Origin of the sequence: uncultured Bradyrhizobium sp. (assembly GCF_947648125.1) — a bacterium.
Lineage (GTDB): Bacteria > Pseudomonadota > Alphaproteobacteria > Rhizobiales > Xanthobacteraceae > Bradyrhizobium.
In genome coordinates, this window is sequence record NZ_CANSMR010000009.1 from 25,760 (window position 1) to 43,686 (window position 17,927).

General features: G+C 65.5%; 15 protein-coding genes. 6 read left to right on the top strand and 9 right to left on the bottom strand.

Annotated features, from left to right (window positions below; all coding sequences use genetic code 11):
- Positions 1 to 83: 83 nt before the first annotated feature.
- Together Q0030_RS17895 and Q0030_RS17900 are read right to left on the bottom strand one after the other, a co-directional pair.
- Complete coding sequence (locus Q0030_RS17895; protein ID WP_298369624.1) at positions 84 to 761, bottom strand: potassium channel family protein; 678 nt, start codon at positions 759 to 761, stop codon at positions 84 to 86.
- Between the two features lie 4 nt (positions 762 to 765).
- Complete coding sequence (locus Q0030_RS17900; protein WP_298369626.1) at positions 766 to 1,989, bottom strand: cytochrome P450; 1,224 nt, start codon at positions 1,987 to 1,989, stop codon at positions 766 to 768.
- Between the two features lie 205 nt (positions 1,990 to 2,194).
- Here Q0030_RS17900 and Q0030_RS17905 point away from each other — a divergent pair, with 205 nt between their 5' ends.
- The 6 genes from Q0030_RS17905 (at position 2,195) to Q0030_RS17930 (ending at position 9,464) form a co-directional block, all read left to right on the top strand.
- Positions 2,195 to 2,728 carry a thiamine pyrophosphate-binding protein gene (locus Q0030_RS17905; protein ID WP_146985094.1) on the top strand — a complete coding sequence of 178 codons (534 nt, stop codon included), beginning with the start codon at positions 2,195 to 2,197 and terminating at the stop codon, positions 2,726 to 2,728.
- Positions 2,725 to 3,315, top strand: coding sequence for a thiamine pyrophosphate-dependent enzyme (locus Q0030_RS17910; RefSeq protein ID WP_298369631.1), 591 nt, complete (start codon positions 2,725 to 2,727; stop codon positions 3,313 to 3,315). The genes Q0030_RS17905 and Q0030_RS17910 overlap by 4 nt, the downstream gene beginning before the upstream one ends.
- A gap of 64 nt (positions 3,316 to 3,379) precedes the next feature.
- Positions 3,380 to 4,081: a TetR/AcrR family transcriptional regulator gene (locus tag Q0030_RS17915; protein WP_298369633.1), complete on the top strand. Its 702-nt coding sequence runs from the start codon at positions 3,380 to 3,382 to the stop codon at positions 4,079 to 4,081.
- A gap of 1 nt (position 4,082) precedes the next feature.
- Positions 4,083 to 5,276 carry an efflux RND transporter periplasmic adaptor subunit gene (locus Q0030_RS17920; RefSeq protein WP_298369635.1) on the top strand — a complete coding sequence of 398 codons (1,194 nt, stop codon included), beginning with the start codon at positions 4,083 to 4,085 and terminating at the stop codon, positions 5,274 to 5,276.
- An 82-nt stretch (positions 5,277 to 5,358) separates the two neighbouring features.
- On the top strand, positions 5,359 to 8,460 hold the full coding sequence (locus Q0030_RS17925; RefSeq protein WP_298369637.1) for a multidrug efflux RND transporter permease subunit: 3,102 nt from the start codon (positions 5,359 to 5,361) through the stop codon (positions 8,458 to 8,460).
- A 260-nt stretch (positions 8,461 to 8,720) separates the two neighbouring features.
- On the top strand, positions 8,721 to 9,464 hold the full coding sequence (locus Q0030_RS17930; protein ID WP_298369638.1) for a hypothetical protein: 744 nt from the start codon (positions 8,721 to 8,723) through the stop codon (positions 9,462 to 9,464).
- Positions 9,465 to 9,672: 208 nt separating this feature from the next.
- On the opposite strand, the gene Q0030_RS17935 is transcribed toward Q0030_RS17930, so the two are convergent.
- The 7 genes from Q0030_RS17935 to Q0030_RS17965 form a co-directional block, all read right to left on the bottom strand.
- Positions 9,673 to 10,563 carry an ABC transporter permease gene (locus Q0030_RS17935; protein WP_298369641.1) on the bottom strand — a complete coding sequence of 297 codons (891 nt, stop codon included), beginning with the start codon at positions 10,561 to 10,563 and terminating at the stop codon, positions 9,673 to 9,675.
- 4 nt (positions 10,564 to 10,567) lie between these two features.
- Positions 10,568 to 11,509, bottom strand: a complete 942-nt coding sequence (locus Q0030_RS17940; RefSeq protein WP_298369643.1) for an ABC transporter permease — start codon at positions 11,507 to 11,509, stop codon at positions 10,568 to 10,570.
- A 31-nt stretch (positions 11,510 to 11,540) separates the two neighbouring features.
- Positions 11,541 to 13,064, bottom strand: coding sequence for an ABC transporter substrate-binding protein (locus Q0030_RS17945; RefSeq protein ID WP_298369645.1), 1,524 nt, complete (start codon positions 13,062 to 13,064; stop codon positions 11,541 to 11,543).
- Between the two features lie 16 nt (positions 13,065 to 13,080).
- Positions 13,081 to 14,187: a dipeptide ABC transporter ATP-binding protein gene (locus tag Q0030_RS17950; protein ID WP_298369647.1), complete on the bottom strand. Its 1,107-nt coding sequence runs from the start codon at positions 14,185 to 14,187 to the stop codon at positions 13,081 to 13,083.
- A 175-nt stretch (positions 14,188 to 14,362) separates the two neighbouring features.
- Positions 14,363 to 15,352, bottom strand: a complete 990-nt coding sequence (locus Q0030_RS17955) for an ABC transporter ATP-binding protein (protein WP_298369649.1) — start codon at positions 15,350 to 15,352, stop codon at positions 14,363 to 14,365.
- Positions 15,349 to 16,059, bottom strand: a complete 711-nt coding sequence (locus tag Q0030_RS17960) for a DUF1028 domain-containing protein (protein WP_298369650.1) — start codon at positions 16,057 to 16,059, stop codon at positions 15,349 to 15,351. Before Q0030_RS17960 ends, Q0030_RS17955 begins: the two co-directional genes overlap by 4 nt.
- Positions 16,060 to 16,068: 9 nt before the next feature.
- The gene (locus Q0030_RS17965; RefSeq protein ID WP_298369652.1) at positions 16,069 to 17,874 is read right to left on the bottom strand and encodes a gamma-glutamyltransferase family protein; all 1,806 of its coding nucleotides are present in this window, start codon (positions 17,872 to 17,874) and stop codon (positions 16,069 to 16,071) included.
- Positions 17,875 to 17,927 lie beyond the last annotated feature (53 nt).

Sequence of the window (17,927 nt, forward strand, 5' to 3'; positions counted from 1 at the left end):
ACATTATCACTGATTTGGGTATCGGCCCGCGCGGCTTAAAGGATTGCTGTGGACCAAATTTGGTCCATTCTGGTGGCGCTGCGCTACGAATCCTGATCGCGGTGCGCGATCTCGAGGGTGACGAGCCTGGCGAGCAGTGTCGCCGGATAGAGCTGGCCGAAGACCGCCTCGACATTGCAGAGGCTGCGCGCAATCGGATGCAGCGGCGCGACGTCGCCATAGCCCGTCGTCGTGAGCGTGGCGAAGGAGAAATAGATCAGCTGGCTTGCCAGCGACGGACGGTCCTCGACCTTCATGCCGGCAAACGCATCCGGCACCAGCGTGCCGATGAAGGTGTAGAGCGCCGCGAAGATCACCGCCACCGTGAGATAGAGCAGGACCGCACCGATCACCCGGTGATAGGTGACGCGTCCCGGCGCGAAGGTCGCGCGCGCCACCGTTACCGCCATCGTGATGCCGACCAAGAGCCAGGAGCCGGCGAACAGATTGAGGTCGAGGATCGAGGGCGAGCGTAGCCGCAGGATCGCGCCGGTCACGATCATCGCGAGCGCGACCAGCATGGTGACGACGGCGATTGCGCTGCCCGACATTACGAACACGCCGCCGACCAGGAAGACGGCGAGCAACAGCTCGAACACCTGGAACTCGAACAGGCCGAGTGCCTGCAACGGCGCCACCACGAACATCATGATCACGAGCAGCACGGTCAGCACCGTCAGCAGCGAATCGCCCCAGCGCTCGCGCAGTTGCTCCGTCGTCATCGGATCACGCGCCGCGCCGGCATGGCACGCTGAGGAATCCGCGGAAGCGCACCCGGCCGCCGCGCACCGGCTCGCCGTCGAGCACATAGTTCGGGAAGCGCGCCAGGAATCGCGAAATCGCGATGGCGCCTTCGAGGCGCGCCAGCGCCATGCCGGCGCATTGATGCGCGCCGGTCCCGAAGGCGAGGTGGCGGTTCGGCGTGCGTGCGACGTCGAAGCCTTCGGGGTTGGGGAACTGCGCGGGATCGCGGTTGGCGGCGCCGATGCACAGCGTGACCAGCGTGCCGGGGGGCATCTTGATGCCGCCGAGCTCGGTCTCCTCCACGATCATCCGGTTGCCGAGCTGGTTCGAGCTCTCGTAGCGCAGCATCTCCTCGACCGCGGTCTTGATCAGGTCGGGCTGTGCGAGCAGCCGCTGCTTCTCGTCGGGATATTGGCTGAGCGTCACCAGCCCGTTGCCGATCAGGTTGGTCGTGGTCTCGTGGCCGGCGTTGAGCAGGAAGATGCAGTTGTGCAGCAATTCCTTCGCGGTCAGCCGCTCGCCATTGTCCTCACCCTGGATCAATCGCGTCAGCACATCGCGCTCGGGATTGCCCGGCTTGGCGCGGCGGCGTTCGACCAGGGTTTCGAGATAGGCGAGGAAGTCCTTCACTGCGTCGTTGCCGCGGTCGAATGCGTCCTGGGCGATCACCGGCTCCAGCGCACCCAAAATCGCCAGCGACCAGTCGCGCAGCGGCTCGCGCTCGTCGTGCGGCACGTCGAGCAAATTGCCGATCACCTCGACGGGGATTGCAGACGCGAAGTCGCCGATCAGCTCGAAGCGGTCTTTCGTGGCGATGCGGTCGAGCAGGCTATCGACCAGCGCGATCAGGTACGGCTCCATGCCGGCGATCGCCCGCGGCGACAATGCGCCCATGATCAATCGCCGCACGCGGGTATGCGCCGGCGGATCGTTGAAGACGAGGCTGGTCGTATGGTGCTCGTAGAGCAGCGAGTTGCCGTATTTCGGCAAGAACTCCTTCTTCTTGTCGGAGGAGAACGTCTTGGTGTTCTTGTAGGCGGCGATGAGGTCGTCGTAGCGGGTGAGAAAATAGCAGCCGTTCGGCAGCCGCTTGACCGGCGCGTGCTCGCGCAGCGCGCGATAGGTCGGGTAGGGGTTCGCGTAGAAGTCAGCCGTCAGCTTTTCCAGGTCGAAGCCGTCAGCCAGCTCTCGCGCGTGCCCGTTCATGGCGGATATCCAACCCACATTAGTTTCATTTGCAACTATCGTATGCCGCGGGCGACGGCCGCGCAACAGAATTTGCGTACCGGAAATAGCGCCACGCACGGCGCGCGATGCGAGTAAATCGCAGAGCCATATGCGGTTTTGCGCTTTGATGAAGCGCGCGCGCCCCTCTACAGTCGCGGCCAAACAACAGAGACCGGAAACGCCGATGCATGCCCGAGCCGACACCGCGGCCTCCTGGCCCGAGGAGATCTTTTCGATTCTGCAGCGCTTCGAGGTGCGTCAGGTGCCCTACGTGCCGGACGCCGGGCATTCAGAGCTGATCGAGCGCGTGCTGGGATCGTCCTCGATGCGCGGCATTGCGCTGACCACCGAGGAGGAAGGCGTGGCGCTGCTCGCAGGCGCCTGGGCCGGCGGCCAGCGCGGCGTGCTGCTGATGCAATCGAGCGGGGTCGGCAACTGCATCAACATGCTGTCTCTCGTGCAGATCTTCCGCTTGCCGTTCCTCACGCTGGTGACGATGCGCGGCGAATGGGGCGAGTTCAATCCCTGGCAGGTGCCGATGGGCTCGAACACGCAAGGGATTCTCGAATTGTCGGGGATCAAGGTGCTGCGTGCCTCGCGTCCCGACGAGGTGCGCGAAGTCGTCGAGGCCGGCGCGGCGCAGGCCTACAACGCCTGCACGCCAACCGCCGTCCTGCTGTCGCAGCGCCTGATCGGGGCAAAGGTCTTCACCAAATGAGCAAAGCCAATCTCCTCGACCGCCGCGCCGTCGTTTCCGAACTGCTGAGGGATCGCAAGGGCGCCTTCGCGATCGGCGGCCTCGGCGCTTCCACCTATGACATCTCCGCCGCCGGCGACCACGACCGCAACTTCTATCTCTGGGGCGGCATGGGCGGCGCGGTGATGATCGGGCTCGGCCTCGCGTTGGCCCAGCCGACGCTGCCGGTTGTCGTGATCACCGGCGATGGCGAGATGCTGATGGGCATGGGCAGCCTCGCGACAGTCGCGCTACAGCAGCCGAAAAACCTCTCGATCATCGTGCTCGACAACGAGGCCTATGGCGAGACCGGTGGCCAGACCAGCCATACCGGCGGGTCCGCCGACCTCGTAGGTGTTGCCAAGGCCTGCGGAATCGGAGATAGCCGCTCGATTAGCACGATGGCTGAGGTCGAAGCTTTTGCTTCGTCTTTGCAAGACGTTACGGCGGGGCCACGGTTCGCCAGCGCGAAGATCGACGGGGCCAATCTGGAACGCGTGCTGTCAAGCCGCGACGGCACCTACATCGTCAACCGCATCAGAGGGTCGATCGGACACACTCCGATATAAAGTGACTTTCGCGGTGCAATAGAACCTTGACTTTTGGTAAAGTGAGTGATTACTCACGACCCAAATGTCTACCTTACGCATGACGAGTGACTTGCGGCGTCAGTTGATCCTGAGCGCCGCCAAGCGGTGTTTCGCCCGCAACGGCTTTGCCGGCACCACGACAAAGAGCGTGGCGGCCGCGGCTGCCATTTCGGAAGGGCTGCTGTTCAAGCACTTCCCGTCGAAGGCGGCGCTGTACGCCGAAATCCTTGCCGAAGAGTGCGAGGCGGATCCCGATCTCGCGCATCTGCTCGGCCAGGAGCCCTCCACCGCGACGCTGGTCGAACTGGTGCAGGGCATGGTCGGCCACTTCATGCAGCTGCGCGACGCGCCGGACCAGGAAGAGGCGCAACGGATGCGGCTGATGGTGACGAGCCATCTCGACGACGGCGAGTTTGCGCGCCTGCTCTACGACAAGGTCGGCAAGCTGATCGGCCCGACCTTCGCTGCCTCGCTCGAGAGCGCGATCGCCGCCGGCGAGGCGACGCGGATCGGCAACGAGCCGCTCAACCTGTTCTGGTTTGCGCACCATACCGTGCTTATGGGCGCGCTGACGCAGCTGCCTGCGACACCTTGTCTCCCCTATGGGGATGCCGCCGCGGCCGAGCAACAGCTTTGCCAGTTCATTCTTCGCGGCATCGGACTTACCGAAGCCGCAATTTCAACTCATTTGGGCCGCCAGCCGTCGCCGAGCGCAGGACCGTCGGTAACTGCAGAAAGTGCATGACATGAATATTCAGACCGAAAGCCACATCTCGGGGCAACCGCTCAAGGAAAAGCAAGTCAAGCGCCCCGTCCGTCTGGTGCGCTGGTTCATCATCGTGGGACTGTTGCTGGCGCTGCTGGTCGGCGCGCTGGTCGGCTTCAACGCCTTCCGCAGCCACATGATCGCGCAGTTCTTCGCCAACAATAAGCCACCGCCGTCGAACGTCTCGATCGCCGAAGCGAAGACCGAGGTGATTCCGAACCTGCTGACCGCCGTCGGCGATCTCGTCGCCGTGCACCAGGTCAATGTCACGACCGACGTGCCGGGCCGCATCACCGAGATCCATTTCACCGCCGGTAGCCATGTGAAGGCGGGCACGCCGCTGGTGCAGCTATTCGACGCGCCGGAGCAGGGCGACCTCGCCAGCTTCAAGGCGCAGGCGACCGTGGGCGAGCAGCAGCTCGACCGCGCCAAGCAGCTCGCGTCGCGCCAGTTCGGGCCGCAGTCGACCGTCGATACGGCGCAGGCGACCTACGACCAGGCCAAGGCGGGCATCGCCAAGACCGAAGCGCTGATCTCGCAGAAGCTGGTCCGCGCGCCGTTCGAAGGTGATCTCGGCGTTCGCCAGGTCGAAGTCGGCCAGTATCTGACGGCCGGCACGCAGATCGTGTCGCTGACTGATCTCTCCGTGCTGTACGCCAACCTGACCGTGACCGAGAAGCAGAGCTCGCAGATCAAGGTCGGCCAGGCCGTGCGGGTCGCGGTCGATGCCTATCCGGGCCGCACCTTCGAGGGCAAGATCACCACCATCGAGCCGCAGATCGCAACCGAGACCCGCAACATCCGGGTGCAGGCGACGATCCAGAATCCGGAAAGCATCCTCAAGCCCGGCATGTTCGCGACCACCACGATCGTGCTGCCCGAGAAGCCGCCGGTCGTGACCATTCCCGAAACCGCGGTCGACTACACGCTGTACGGCGACTCCGTGTTCCTGATTACCGAGAAGAAGGGTGAGGACGGCAAGACCAGCCTGACCGCGGACCGCACCTTCGTGAAGACGGGCAACCGCGTCGAAGGCCGCGTCCAAATCCTCAAGGGCCTGAAGGCCGGGGACAGGGTCGTGGCCGTCGGCCAGATCAAGCTGCAATCGGGCATGGCTGTTGCGATCTCGAACGATCCGCAGCCGCCGGTTCCGGCCGAGCCGCCGCGCTACTAATCCCGACCATAAAACCCGGAGGGCCGGTTGGCCCTCCGCCACATGTTGCCGCAACCGGCAGACAACACGAATCGAGTTGGCGATGGCCTTCACTGATATTTTCATCAAGCGCCCGGTGCTGTCGGTCGTCGTCAGCCTGCTGATCCTCTTGATCGGCTTGCGCGCGGCGATGGTGCTGCCGATCCGGCAATATCCGAACCTGTCGAATACCGTCGTGACGATCACGACGTCGTATCCCGGCGCGTCGCCCGAGCTGATCAACGGCTTCATCACCACGCCGATCGAGCAGGCCGTCGCGTCGGCTGAAGGCGTCGACTACATGACGTCGAACTCGGTGCTCGGCACCTCGACGATCCAGGTCTACGTCAAGCTCAATCACGATCCGAACCAGGCGCTGACCGAAGTGCTCGCCAAGGTCAATTCGGTCAAATATCTGATCCCGAAGGAAGCCTTCGATCCGGTCGTGAGCAAGGCGACCGGCGACACCATCGCCGTGATGTATCTCGGCTTCTCCAGCGAAGAGCTGACCGGATCGGCGATCTCGGACTATCTGACCCGCGTCGTGCAGCCGGTGCTCTCGACCGTCGACGGCGTCGCGTCGGCCGACATTCTGGGCGGCCAGACCTTTGCGATGCGGGTCTGGCTCGATCCGAACCGGATGGCCGGACGCGGCGTGTCACCCAACGACGTTGCAGCTGCGATCGCCGCCAACAACTTCCAGGCGGCCGCCGGCCAGACCAAGGGCTTCTTCATCGTCTCCAACGTCTCGGCCAATACCGACCTTCAGAACATCGATCAGTTCAAGCGAATGATCGTGAAGGCAAAGGATGGCGGCTTCGTGCGCATCGAGGACATCGCCACGGTCGAGCTCGCGGCGCAGTCGACCGACGCCAGCGTCGCCTTCAACGGCGAGCATGCGATCTTCATCGGCATCAAGGCGACGCCGCAGGGCAACCCGCTCACCCTGGTGAAGGGTGTGCGCGCGCTGTTCCCGGACCTCGAGCGCAACCTGCCGCCGTCGATGAAGATGAAAGTGGCCTACGACTCCACCAAGTTCATCCAATCGTCGATCGACGAGGTCGAGAAGACGCTGACTGAAGCGGTCCTGATCGTCGTCGTCGTCATCTTCCTGTTCCTGGCCTCGCTGCGCTCGGTGATCATCCCCGTCGTCACCATTCCGCTGTCGCTGATCGGCGTTTGCATCCTGATGCTGGCCGCGGGCTTCAGCTTCAATCTGCTGACGCTGCTGGCGATGGTGCTGGCGATCGGTCTCGTGGTCGACGACGCCATCGTGGTGGTGGAGAACATCCATCGACATCTCGAGGAGGGCCTGCCACCAGTGCAGGCATCGCTGAAAGGTGCGCGCGAGATCGTCGGCCCGGTCGTCTCGATGACGATCACGCTCGCGGCGGTGTATGCGCCAATCGGCTTCCTCGGCGGCGTCACCGGCACGCTGTTTCGCGAATTCGCCTTCACGCTGGCCGGCTCGGTGATCGTGTCGGGCGTGATCGCGCTGACGCTGTCGCCGATGATGTGCTCGGTGTTCCTCAAGAGCGCGGAAGAGGGGCGCTTCGCCAAGCTGGTCAATCGCGTGTTCGGCGCGCTGACGCGCGCTTATGGCCGCCAGCTCGATCGTTCGCTCGACTACCGCCCGATCACGGCGCTGTTCGCCGTGACCATCCTCGGCCTGGTCGGCTTCCTCTATATGCACATCCAGAAGGAGCTGGCGCCGCAGGAAGACCAGGGCATCGTGTTCGCGGTGACCAAGGCGCCGAAATACGCCAACATCGACTACATCGATTTCTACGGCGACAAGATGGACAAGGAGTTCCAGAAGTTTCCCGAGACCGACCTGCGGTTCATCCTGAACGGCATCACCGGTCCGCAGGGCGGCTTCGCCGGCATGCTGCTCAAGCCGTGGGATGAGCGCAAGCGCTCGGCCCAGACGCTGCAGCCGCTGGTGCAGGCCGAGCTGTCGAAGATCGAAGGCGTCAGCGCGTTCGCGTTCAGCCTGCCGCCGTTGCCCGGCGGACCCGGCGGTCTGCCGGTGCAGATGGTGATCTCTTCGACGGCCGGATTCCAGCAGGTGTTCGACCAGATGAGCAAGCTGAAGGATGCGGCGCGCAAGAGCGGCCTGTTCATCGTCACCGACAGCGACCTCGACTTCAACCAGCCGGTGGTCCGCGTGAAGGTCGATCGCTCCAAGGCGAGCGACCTCGGCATCACCATGCAGTCGATCGGCGGCGCGCTGGCGACGCTGCTCGGCGGCAATTACGTCAACCGCTTCAACCTGGAAGGACGCTCCTATCAGGTGATCCCACAGGTGCCGCGCGCCAGCCGGCTCGCGCCGGAATCGTTCGACAACTACTACGTCCCGACCGCGACCGGGCAGCTGGTGCGGCTGTCGACCGTGGTGACGGTCGAGACCGGCGTCGATCCGAACGCGCTGACCCACTACAACCAGCTCAACTCGTCGACCTTCCAGGCGGTGCCGATGCCCGGCGTCTCGATGGGGCAGGCGGTGGAGTTCCTGCAGGGTGAAGCCAAGAAGCTGCCGTCCGGCTTCAGCTACGACTTCCTGGCCGACTCCCGGCAATACGTCCATGAAGGCAACCAGCTGCTGGTGACCTTCGCGTTCGCCATCATCATCATCTTCCTGGTGCTGGCGGCGCAGTTCGAGAGCCTGCGCGATCCGTTCGTGATCATGATCTCCGTGCCGATGGCGATCGTCGGCGCCTTGATCCCGCTGTTCTTCGGCGTCGCCACCATGAACATCTACACCCAGGTGGGCCTGCTGACGCTGGTCGGACTGATCACAAAGCACGGCATCCTGATGGTGGAGTTCGCCAACGAACTGCAGCTCAAGGAGGGACTGGACCGTCGCTCGGCGATCGAAATGGCGGCCCGGATTCGTCTGCGTCCGATCCTGATGACGACGGCGGCCATGGTCACCGGCCTGCTGCCGCTGCTCACCGCCTCGGGCGCCGGCGCCGCCAGCCGCTTCTCGATCGGGCTCGTCGTCGTCACCGGCATGACGATAGGCACGCTGTTCACGCTGTTCGTGCTGCCGATGGTCTACACGGTGATTGCGACCGACCACCAGGCCGCGGCTCGGTCCGACCGCGCCAAGCAGATCGCCGACTACGAGCTTGAAGGCGGTGGCGGCGCACTGAAACCGACCTGAGCCCTCCAAGCTCATGCTCGCGGAGAAGGCGGCACTGGCGAAAGCCACTGCCGCCTTTTCTTTGTCCCGTGATAGCCTCGTTGACGGCAGCGCTAACCGCGACGGCGCTGCGCTCCCTCTCCCGCTTGCGGGGGAGGGGTGGGGTGGGGGCTCTCTCCACGAGTCGCATCGTGGAGAGAGCCCCCGCCCGCCACGCTGCGCATGGCGGCCTCCCCCGCAAGCGGGAGAGGTGAAGCGGACAAGATCTGGAGGAAACAGGCATGGCGAGCGAATTTGCGGCGGGCAATTACCGGTTCATTCCGGCCGTGTTCCAATATTCAAGCGGTGCGCAGGCGAACGCCGGCTATGAGATCGAGCGGGTGCGCTTCGATCGCCTGGTGCCGCTGGCGGAAGGTTTTGCGCGCATTGCGGCCTACATCAAGGACGCCGGCCGGCCGCTGACCGCGTTCTGCGCCTGCGAACTGCGGTCGCCGGCCGCTTTCACCGAAGACGGCTTCCGCGCTTTCAACCAGCATTACGTCAAGACGCTCGCCGAATGGGGCCTGTTCGACGGCACCATCAATCCGGTGGCGCGCAGCAATGTCTGTCCCGAGATCGATCCGCCGGCCGAGCCGTCGTTCTACGCCTTCTCGTTCACGCGGCCGAGCACGACCACGTCGCCATCCTTCATGATCGCGGGCGGCGCCGAGGCGCGCAGTGGTACTGCCAGCTATCCCGACCGCATCGTTTGCTACCGCGATCTCAGCCCCGGCGCGTGGCGGGAGAAGGTCCGCTTCACCGCCGGCGAGATGGAGCGCCGTCTCGCGGAGTTCAGCTTCGGCTGGCAGGAGACGACCGCGGTGCAGGCCTACACCGTGCACGACATCCATCCCGTGGTCGTCGACGAGCTGGTCCGCCGCGGCGCCACGCGCTCGGGCCTGACCTGGCACTTCTGCCGCCCGCCGGTGGTCGATCTCGAATACGAGATGGATTGCCGAAGGGTGCTGAGGGAAGTGGTGATTTAGCTTCCGCCGTCATTGCGAGGAGTGCACGCGACGCGAGAATGCAAAGCTGTATCCCATCCACAGCCGTCATCGCCCGGCTCGACCGGGCGATCCAGTACGCCGCGGCCCATCGGTTCAATCACCGCCGTCTCTGGAATACTGGATCACCCGCATGCGCGGGTGATGACACCGAGCTAGCTGTTTGACAGTTGAATCGGACGACCAATACTTACCGCGCCTTCGGATCGAGCGCGTCGCGCAGGCCGTCGCCGACCAGGTTGAACGACAGCACGACCAGGAAGATCGCAAGCCCCGGCCAGATCGCCATCCATGGCGCGCTGGTCAGGAAGCGTTGCGCGGCGTTGAGCATACTGCCCCAGGACGGCGCCGGCGGCTGCTGGCCGAGGCCGAGGAAAGAGAGTGCGGCCTCGGCGATGATCGCGGCGGCGATCGAGAGCGTCGCCTGCACCAGCAGCGCCGGCAGGATGTTGGGCAGGATGTGGACCAGCGCGATGCGCCAGCGCGGATTGCCCATGGCGCGCGCCGCCTCGACATAATCCTCGACCTTGACGCTCATCACCTGGCCGCGGGTCAGGCGGATGAAGATCGGGGTCGCCGAGACGCCGATCGCGATCATCGCGTTGCCGAGGCTCGGCCCGAGAAAGGCCGCGAGCGCGATCGCCAGGATCAGGAACGGGCAGGCCAGCATCGCGTCGGTGATGCGGCTGATCAGCGCGTCGATGAAGCCGCCGCGATAGCCGGCGAGCAGCCCGAGCGGCACGCCGATCGCAAGCGCGATGCCGACCGAGATCACGCCGGCAAGCAGTGAGGCGCGGGCGCCGTACACGACGCGGGCGAGCACGTCGCGGCCGAGTTCATCGGTGCCGAACCAGTGCTGCATCGACGGCGCCTTGCGCACCAGCGACCAGCTCGTCGCGATCGGGTCATACGGCACGATCAGCGGTGCGAAGACGGCGAGCAGAACAAAGAGCGCGATCACGACGAGGCCGAGCACGGCACCCTTGCGCCGGATCAGCCGCCGCCAGGCGCGCCGTGCCGGGCTTTCCAGCGTCTCGGCGGCGGCAAGCGAAGCTGATGTGCTGAGTGCAGCGTCGGTCATCCGATCAGCCTCTGAGCCGCGGGTTGACCAGGATGTAGGCGATGTCGGCGATCAGGTTGAGCATGATGTAGATCGTCGCCGTCGTCAGCACCACGCCCTGCACGACGGCATAGTCGCGGTTGAACACGGCATCGACGATCAGCTTGCCAAAGCCCGGGATCGAGAAAATCTGCTCGGTGAGAACCGCACCCGACAGCAGCGTGCCGAGCTCGAGCGCCCCGAGCGTGATGATCGGCGTCAGCGCGTTGCGCATCGCATGCTTGAGGATCACCGTGCGCTCGGACAGGCCCTTGGCGCGCGCGGTGCGGACATAGTCGCTCTCGAGCACCTGCAGCATGGCGCTTCTTGTGTGCCGCATCAGGATCGCCGCGATCGCGTTGCCGAGCACGAAGGCCGGCATGATGGTGGCGGCAAGGCTGGCCCGCCAGTTCTCGGTCAGCGGCACATAGCCGGAGGCCGGCAGCCAGCCGAGTTCAATGGAGAACAGGAAGATCAGCATGATGCCGAGCCAGAAGTTCGGCGTCGAGATGCCCCATAGCGCGAACAAATTGGCGCCGTAATCCCAGGCGGTGCCCTTCTTCACCGCCGAGACGATGCCGGCGGGAATCCCGATCAGGAAGGCGATCACGATCGCCATCGCCGCAAGCTGCAGCGTCACCGGCAGCTTCTGCGCGATCAGCTCCAGCACCGGCATCTTGTTGCGCAGGGACTCGCCGAAATCGCCCGACAGCACGCCCTTGATCCAGTAGACATATTGCACCGGGATCGGTTGATCGAGATGGTATTGCGCGCGGATCTGCGCGATCACCGCCGGGTCGCGCTCCTCGCCGGCCATCACCAGCGCCGGATCGCCCGGAAGCAAATGCTGCAGCGAGAAGATCAGCACGGAGACGAAGAACAGCGTCGGGACGATCTGGACCAGCCGCTTGGCGAGGAAGTTCAGCATGGCGGTGCTCGTGTCCCGGACGTCGGCGCGGTCATTTCAGCTTCAGCCCGACCACGCGCACCAGGCCATCGGGCATCTGCTTGTAGCCGTCGAGCTTGGTGGTGTGCGCGATGATGATGCGGCGATGATAGATATAGAGGATGGCCTCGTCCTCGAGCTCGAGCTTTGTCAGTTTGGCGTAAATCGCCTTGCGCTGCGCCATGTCGGTGGCGAGGCGGGCATCGTCGAGCGCCTTGTCGGCCTCGGGATTGGCCCAGGCGCTGTAGTTTTGCGGCGCGTCCTTGTGCAGGAAGACATAGGAGTTACCGTCCGGATCGATGCGGCCGCTCCAGGCCAGCATATAAGCCTGGTATTCGCCTGACTCGGCCTGCTTCAGCGAGGTCGCGAATTCGGTGACCCGGATCTTCATGTCGAAGCCGGCTTCCGCGGCCATCGATTGGACGACCTGCGCGGTGGCCTCGGTCTCCGGGCCCTTCGGCACCATGAAATCGACGCTGACCGGCGGCGTGACGCCGGCCTCCTTCAACAGCGCCTTGGCCTTCGCGACATCGCGCGGACGGATCGGAAAGTCCTTCTGGTAGTACGGATGGTCCGGGCTCAGCCACTGGTTTCCGGGCTTGAACTCGCCGTTGAATACGACCTGGTTGATCGCCTCGCGGTCGATCGCAAGATCCAGCGCCTGCCGGACCTTGGCGGATTGGCTCAAGGGGCCCTTGGCCTTGTCCTTGCCGATGTTGAGCGTGATGCCCTGATAGCCGAGCTCGATCGCGCTCGACACCTTCAGGCGCGAATCCGCGCGCACGTCCTTGAGGTCGGTCGCCAGCACGCGCTCGATCAGGTCGAGCCCGCCCGATTTCAGATTGGCGAGCCGCACGGTGGAATCGACGATCGGCAGGTAGACGATGCGATCGATGAAGACGTTGTCCTTGTTCCAGTAGTCGGCGAATTTCTCCAGCACGATGCGGTCCTGCTGCACGCGCTCGACGAATTTAAAGGGGCCGGCGCAGACCGGATGCAGGCCGAACTTGTCGCCGGCAGCCTTGGCGGCCTTGGGCGACACCATCATGCCGGCGCGGTCGGTGAGCTGCGCGATCAGGGGCGAGAACGGTGTCTTGAGCACCAGCTTGATGGTCAGGGGATCGACGACGTCGATGTGATCGATGCTGGCAAGCTCCGGCTTGCGGAACGAGCCGGGTAGGGTCAGATGCCGCTCCAGCGAGAATTTGGCAGCCTCGGCATCGAGCGGCTCGCCGTCCTGGAACTTGACGCCGGGCCGGAGCTTGATCGTGACCTCCTTGCCGTCGGCGGAGGTCTCCTGCGACAGCGCGAGCTGCGGCACGATGTTGAGTTTCTCGTCGATGTCGAACAGCTTGTCGCAGAGCGCGGCGAACACGATGCGGCCGACATAGGTCCGCGCCATGGTCGGATCGAGCACGTCGGGGTCCTCGGCAAGCCCGATCCGCAGCGTGGTCTGGGCCTCGGCCTGGATTTGGGCGCTTGCCGCCAGCGACAGCAGCAGGGTGGCGGCAGCGGCCGCCAAACGAAACATCCTCATCGCGCAACTCCCCATGTCATGCCTGCGGCGCCGTCCCGAAATGACCAACCCCGCTGCGCCCGGTCCCTTCCGTGCCGCCGCTGAAGGCCGCGACCAGTTTTTCGAGTACCGGCGAGAAGCCGCCATCGGAGGGAACGATGTTCGCTGCAGCCGGCAGTTCTGCCGTGCGGTGACAGGCCGTGGCGTGGCCCGTGCCGTCCGCCAGCAATTGTGGACTCTCGCTGCGGCAGCGCGCGATCACATAGGGACAGCGGGTATGGAAACGGCAGCCGGAGGGTAGATTGAGCGCGCTCGGCAGCTCGCCCTCCAGCACGATGCGGCTGCGCCTGGCGCGCGGCTTCGGCACCGGGATCGCCGACAGCAATGCGCGGCTGTAGGGATGGCGCGGAGCGGCGAACAGTGCCTGCGCCTCCGCCGTCTCGACGATGGTGCCGAGATTCATCACGGCGACACGGTCGGCGATGTGTTTGACGACGGCGAGATCGTGCGAGACGAAGATGTAGGCGAGCTTCAGGCGATCCTGCAGGTCGCGCAGCAAATTCAGGATCTGGGAGCGGATCGAGACATCGAGCGCCGACACCGGCTCGTCGCAGATGATCAGCTTCGGCTCGACCGCGAGCGCGCGGGCAATCGCGATGCGCTGGCGCTGGCCGCCGGAGAACTCATGGGGATAGCGGCGCGCGAAGCGCGGCTCGAGCCCGACCAGGCGCAACAGCTCCTCGACCCGCGCGCGGCGGTCCGCGGCCGGGACGAGATTGTGCAGCGCCAGCGGCTCGGTCAGGATCTGGCTCACCGTCATGCGCGGGTTGAGCGAAGCGTAGGGGTCCTGGAAGATCAGCTGCGCGTCGCGGCGGAACGCGCGCAATTGCTCGGCATTGAGCGCGCCGAGGTCGCGGCCCTCGAAATGAATACGTCCGGCGTCCGGCTCGATCAGCCGCAGCACCAGGCGGCTAACGGTTGATTTGCCGCAGCCGGATTCGCCGACCAGCGCCAGCGTCTTGCCGGCCTCGACCGTGAAGCTGACGCCGTCGACCGCCTTCACATAGGCGGTCGGCCGGCCGAACACCGAGCGCTCGGCGACGAAATGCTTCACCAGCCCTTCGACCTCGAGCAGCGCAGTCATTGGCGTGGCATCCGGCTGTCGTGTCCCGGGCGCAGTGCAACGCGAAGTGTTGCACTGCTGAACCGGGACCCATGTCGGCCATCGGATGCAGCGGGCCCCGGTTCAGCGGTGGACCACTGCGCTGCGCTTGTGCTGCACCGCGCCCGGGGCACGAGAAGGGTGAGTGTGGCGACGGTCATGACACGAGCCGCTCCAGGGGCGCGCGGATGCAGCGCGAGGCGTGGGTTGCGCTCAGCAGCGCGAGCGGCGGCGGCGACCGGGTGCAGGCATCTTCCACGAACGGACAGCGCGCGGCAAAGCGGCAGCCCGCAGGCGGGTTCGCCATGTTCGGCACCATGCCCTCGATGGTGGCGAGATGGCTGGTGCGGCGGTCGAGCCGCGGGATCGAGCCGAGCAGGCCGACCGTGTAGGGATGCTGCGGATTGGCAAACAGCTCGTCGACCGGTGCGCGCTCGACGATCTCGCCGGCATACATCACCGCGACCTCGTCGCAGACCTCGGCGACGACGCCGAGATCGTGGGTGATCAGGATGATAGCCGCTCCGCTCGCGGCCTTCAGCTCACGCATCAAATCCAGGATCTGCGCCTGCAGCGTGACGTCGAGCGCGGTGGTCGGCTCGTCGGCGATCAAAAGCTGCGGATCGCAGGCCAGCGCCATCGCGATCATCACGCGCTGGCGCATGCCGCCGGAGAGCTTGTGCGGATATTCGTCGATGCGTTTCTCGGGCGAGGGAATATGCACGCGGCGCAGCAGCTCGATGGTCCGCTCGCGTGCCGCGCGCCGGGAGCCGCCGCGGTGGCGCAAGATCGTCTCGGTGATCTGGTCGCCGATCGTGAAGCTCGGGTTGAGCGAGGTCATCGGCTCCTGAAAGATCATCGCGAGGCGATTGCCGCGCAGGTCGCGCAGGGTCGCGTCCGGCACGTCGAGCAGGTCGAAGCCGTCGAAGCGGATCGCGCCGGAAACCGCAGCGGACTGCTTCGGCAACAGCCCCATGATCGCGAGCGAGGTGACGCTCTTGCCGCAGCCGGATTCGCCGACCAGGCCGAGCGTGGCGCCGTTGGCAACCGAAAGGTCGACGCTGTCGACGGCATGCGTCGTGCGGCCGTCGTCGCCGTGGAAGGTGACGCGCAGGCCCTCGATCTCGATCAGCGGGCCGGCGGTCATTCGCGGCTCTTGGCTGCCGCTGCGATGCCGGCCTCGATCATGGCGCGGTCGCTGGTTCCGGCCGGATTGTCGCGGGTCGGCATGAAGGTCCGGAACGGCACCCAGTGCTCGCGGCTGACCGCTTCCAGCCGTTCCAGCTCGCGCAAGGGATCGGCGTGGTCGTCGACCCGCAGGTCGAGCAACGGCCATTGCTCGGTGCCGTGGATCAGGAGGGCCGCCGATTGCTTGCCGCGCTTGTCGCCGCCGGCCGCCTCGCCGGCGAACATCGCCTTGATCAGCCGCTCCGCGAACGGCAGCTTCTCGTTCGCGGCATAGACGCGCGCGGTCTCGTCGAGCACGGCAGGCCCGGCCAGCATGTTGCCGGCAATCGAGAAGCCGTCGCCGGCGATATGGCCGAACCAGTCGATGCAATCCTTGCCGGAATGCGCGGCGATGCGGCCCCTGGCGTCCATGACATGGACCTGCCGGCTCTCGCGGCCGCCGTCGGGCGCGAGCAGCGCTGCGATCGTCTCATGCGGGCTGTTGCCGTCGCGCAGCAGCGCGAGGCCATCGATGCCGTAATAGGGATTGACCAGCGCCTGCGTCGCAATGGCGCCGATGTCAGGTGCAATGTGCGGCACAAGGGCGCCGACCGCGAAGAACCGCGTCGCGACGGCGATGCCGAGCTGGCCGGTGGCGCTGTCGCGGGCGATGATCGACCAGGTCATCCCAAACCTCTAGCGGCCCGCGGCGTAACCCTGCATGCCGCGCGGGTTGGCGGCGGCGCGGCGGCGGGGGCCGACCTTCGAGGCCGCGGTGAGGCGGCCTTCCGACCAATCCGGGCCAATCTCCACCACATGGCCGCGGCGTTTCAATTCGTCGATGGTCGATTTCGGCACCCGATTTTCCAGCACCAGCACGCCGGGACGCGAGGTGCGCGGCCAGAACGAGATCGGGAAATGCTCAGAGTGCCAGGCCGGCGCGTCGATCGCTTCCTGCAAATTCAGGTTGGCGTGGACGTGGCGCAGGAAGAATTGCGTGATCCACTGATCCTGCTGGTCGCCGCCCGGCGAGCCCCAGGAGAGATACGGCTCGCCGTCGCGCAGCGCCATGGTCGGCGACAGCGTGGTGCGCGGCCGCTTGCCCGGCGCCAGCGAGGCAGGGTGGTTCTCCTCCAGCCAGAACATCTGGGCGCGGCTGCCGAGGCAGAAGCCGATCTCGGGAATCACCGGCGAGGATTGCAGCCAGCCGCCGGACGGCGTCGCCGAGATCATGTTGCCGGCCTTGTCGATGATGTCGAAATGCACGGTGTCGCCGCGCACCTCGCCGAACCGGCCGACCGTCGGTTCGCCCGCGCCCATGGCGCCGACCGCTTCGCGGTGCCCTTCGGCGTGGCGCAGCTTCACGACGCCGCCGAAACCTGCGACCGAGCCGGGACGGAAATCGAGCGAAGCCTTGTCTTTCGAGATCAGCTTGCGCCGTTCGTTGTTGTAGGCATCGGACAGCAGCGTCTCGATCGGGATGTCGGTGAACTTGGGATCGCCGTAGAACGTCTCGCGATCGGCATAGGCAAGCTTGGCGGCCTCGATCTGCAAATGGATGAAGTCGGGGCCTGCGGGATCGAGCCCGTCGAGCTCAAAACCCTTCAGCAGCGCGAGCTGCTGCAGCATCACCGGACCCTGGCTCCAGACGCCGCACTTCTGCACGGTGTAGCGGCCGTAATCGTAGGTCAGCGGCGCCTCGATGGTCGGCTGCCAGCGCGCCATATCGTCGGCCGAGAGCACGCCGCGATGCGGCGAGCCGGAGACGTCCATTACCTCCTGGGTGCGGCAGAATCTGTCGATCGCCTCGGCGACGAAGCCCTTCGACCAGGCCTGCCGCGCGCGCTCGATCTGCGCGACGCGGTCGCCGCCTGCGCTCTCCGCCTCGGTCAGAATGCGTGCGTAAGTCTCGGCGAGCTTCTTGTTGGTGAACATGGTGCCGGGTTTCGGCACCTCGCCATCAGGCAGATAGACCTCGGCCGACGTGGTCCAGTATTTCCGGAACAGCTGCTCGACGGTCTTGATGGTGGCGGAGGCGCGCTCGACCAGCGGATGGCCGTTGCGGGCATAGGCGATCGCGGGCTCCAGCACGTCGCGCAGCCTCAATGTGCCGTAGTCGCGCAGCAGCAGCATCCAGGTTTCGAACGTGCCGGGTACGCAGGCCGCGAGCAGGCCGGTGCCGGGCACCATTTCGAGGCCCTCGCTGCGGTAATGCGCGATCGTCGCCTTGGCCGGCGCCGGTCCCTGGCCGCAGATCACTTCGGTCTTGCCGCGCTTGACGTCGTGCACGATGAGCGGGACGTCGCCGCCGGGGCCGTTCAGATGCGGCTCGACCACCTGCAACGTGAACGCCGCCGCAACGCCGGCGTCGAAGGCGTTGCCGCCTTTCTCCAACGCCGCCATGCCGACCGCGGTCGCGATCCAGTGGGTCGAGGTGACGACACCGAAGGTGCCTTCGATCTCGGGCCTTGTGGTGAACGGATCGGGGTTGACGTTGCTCATGGGGCTGCGCTTCCGGCTAGGTCTCTCAACTGGTCTCTTGGCGCGCGCACTTG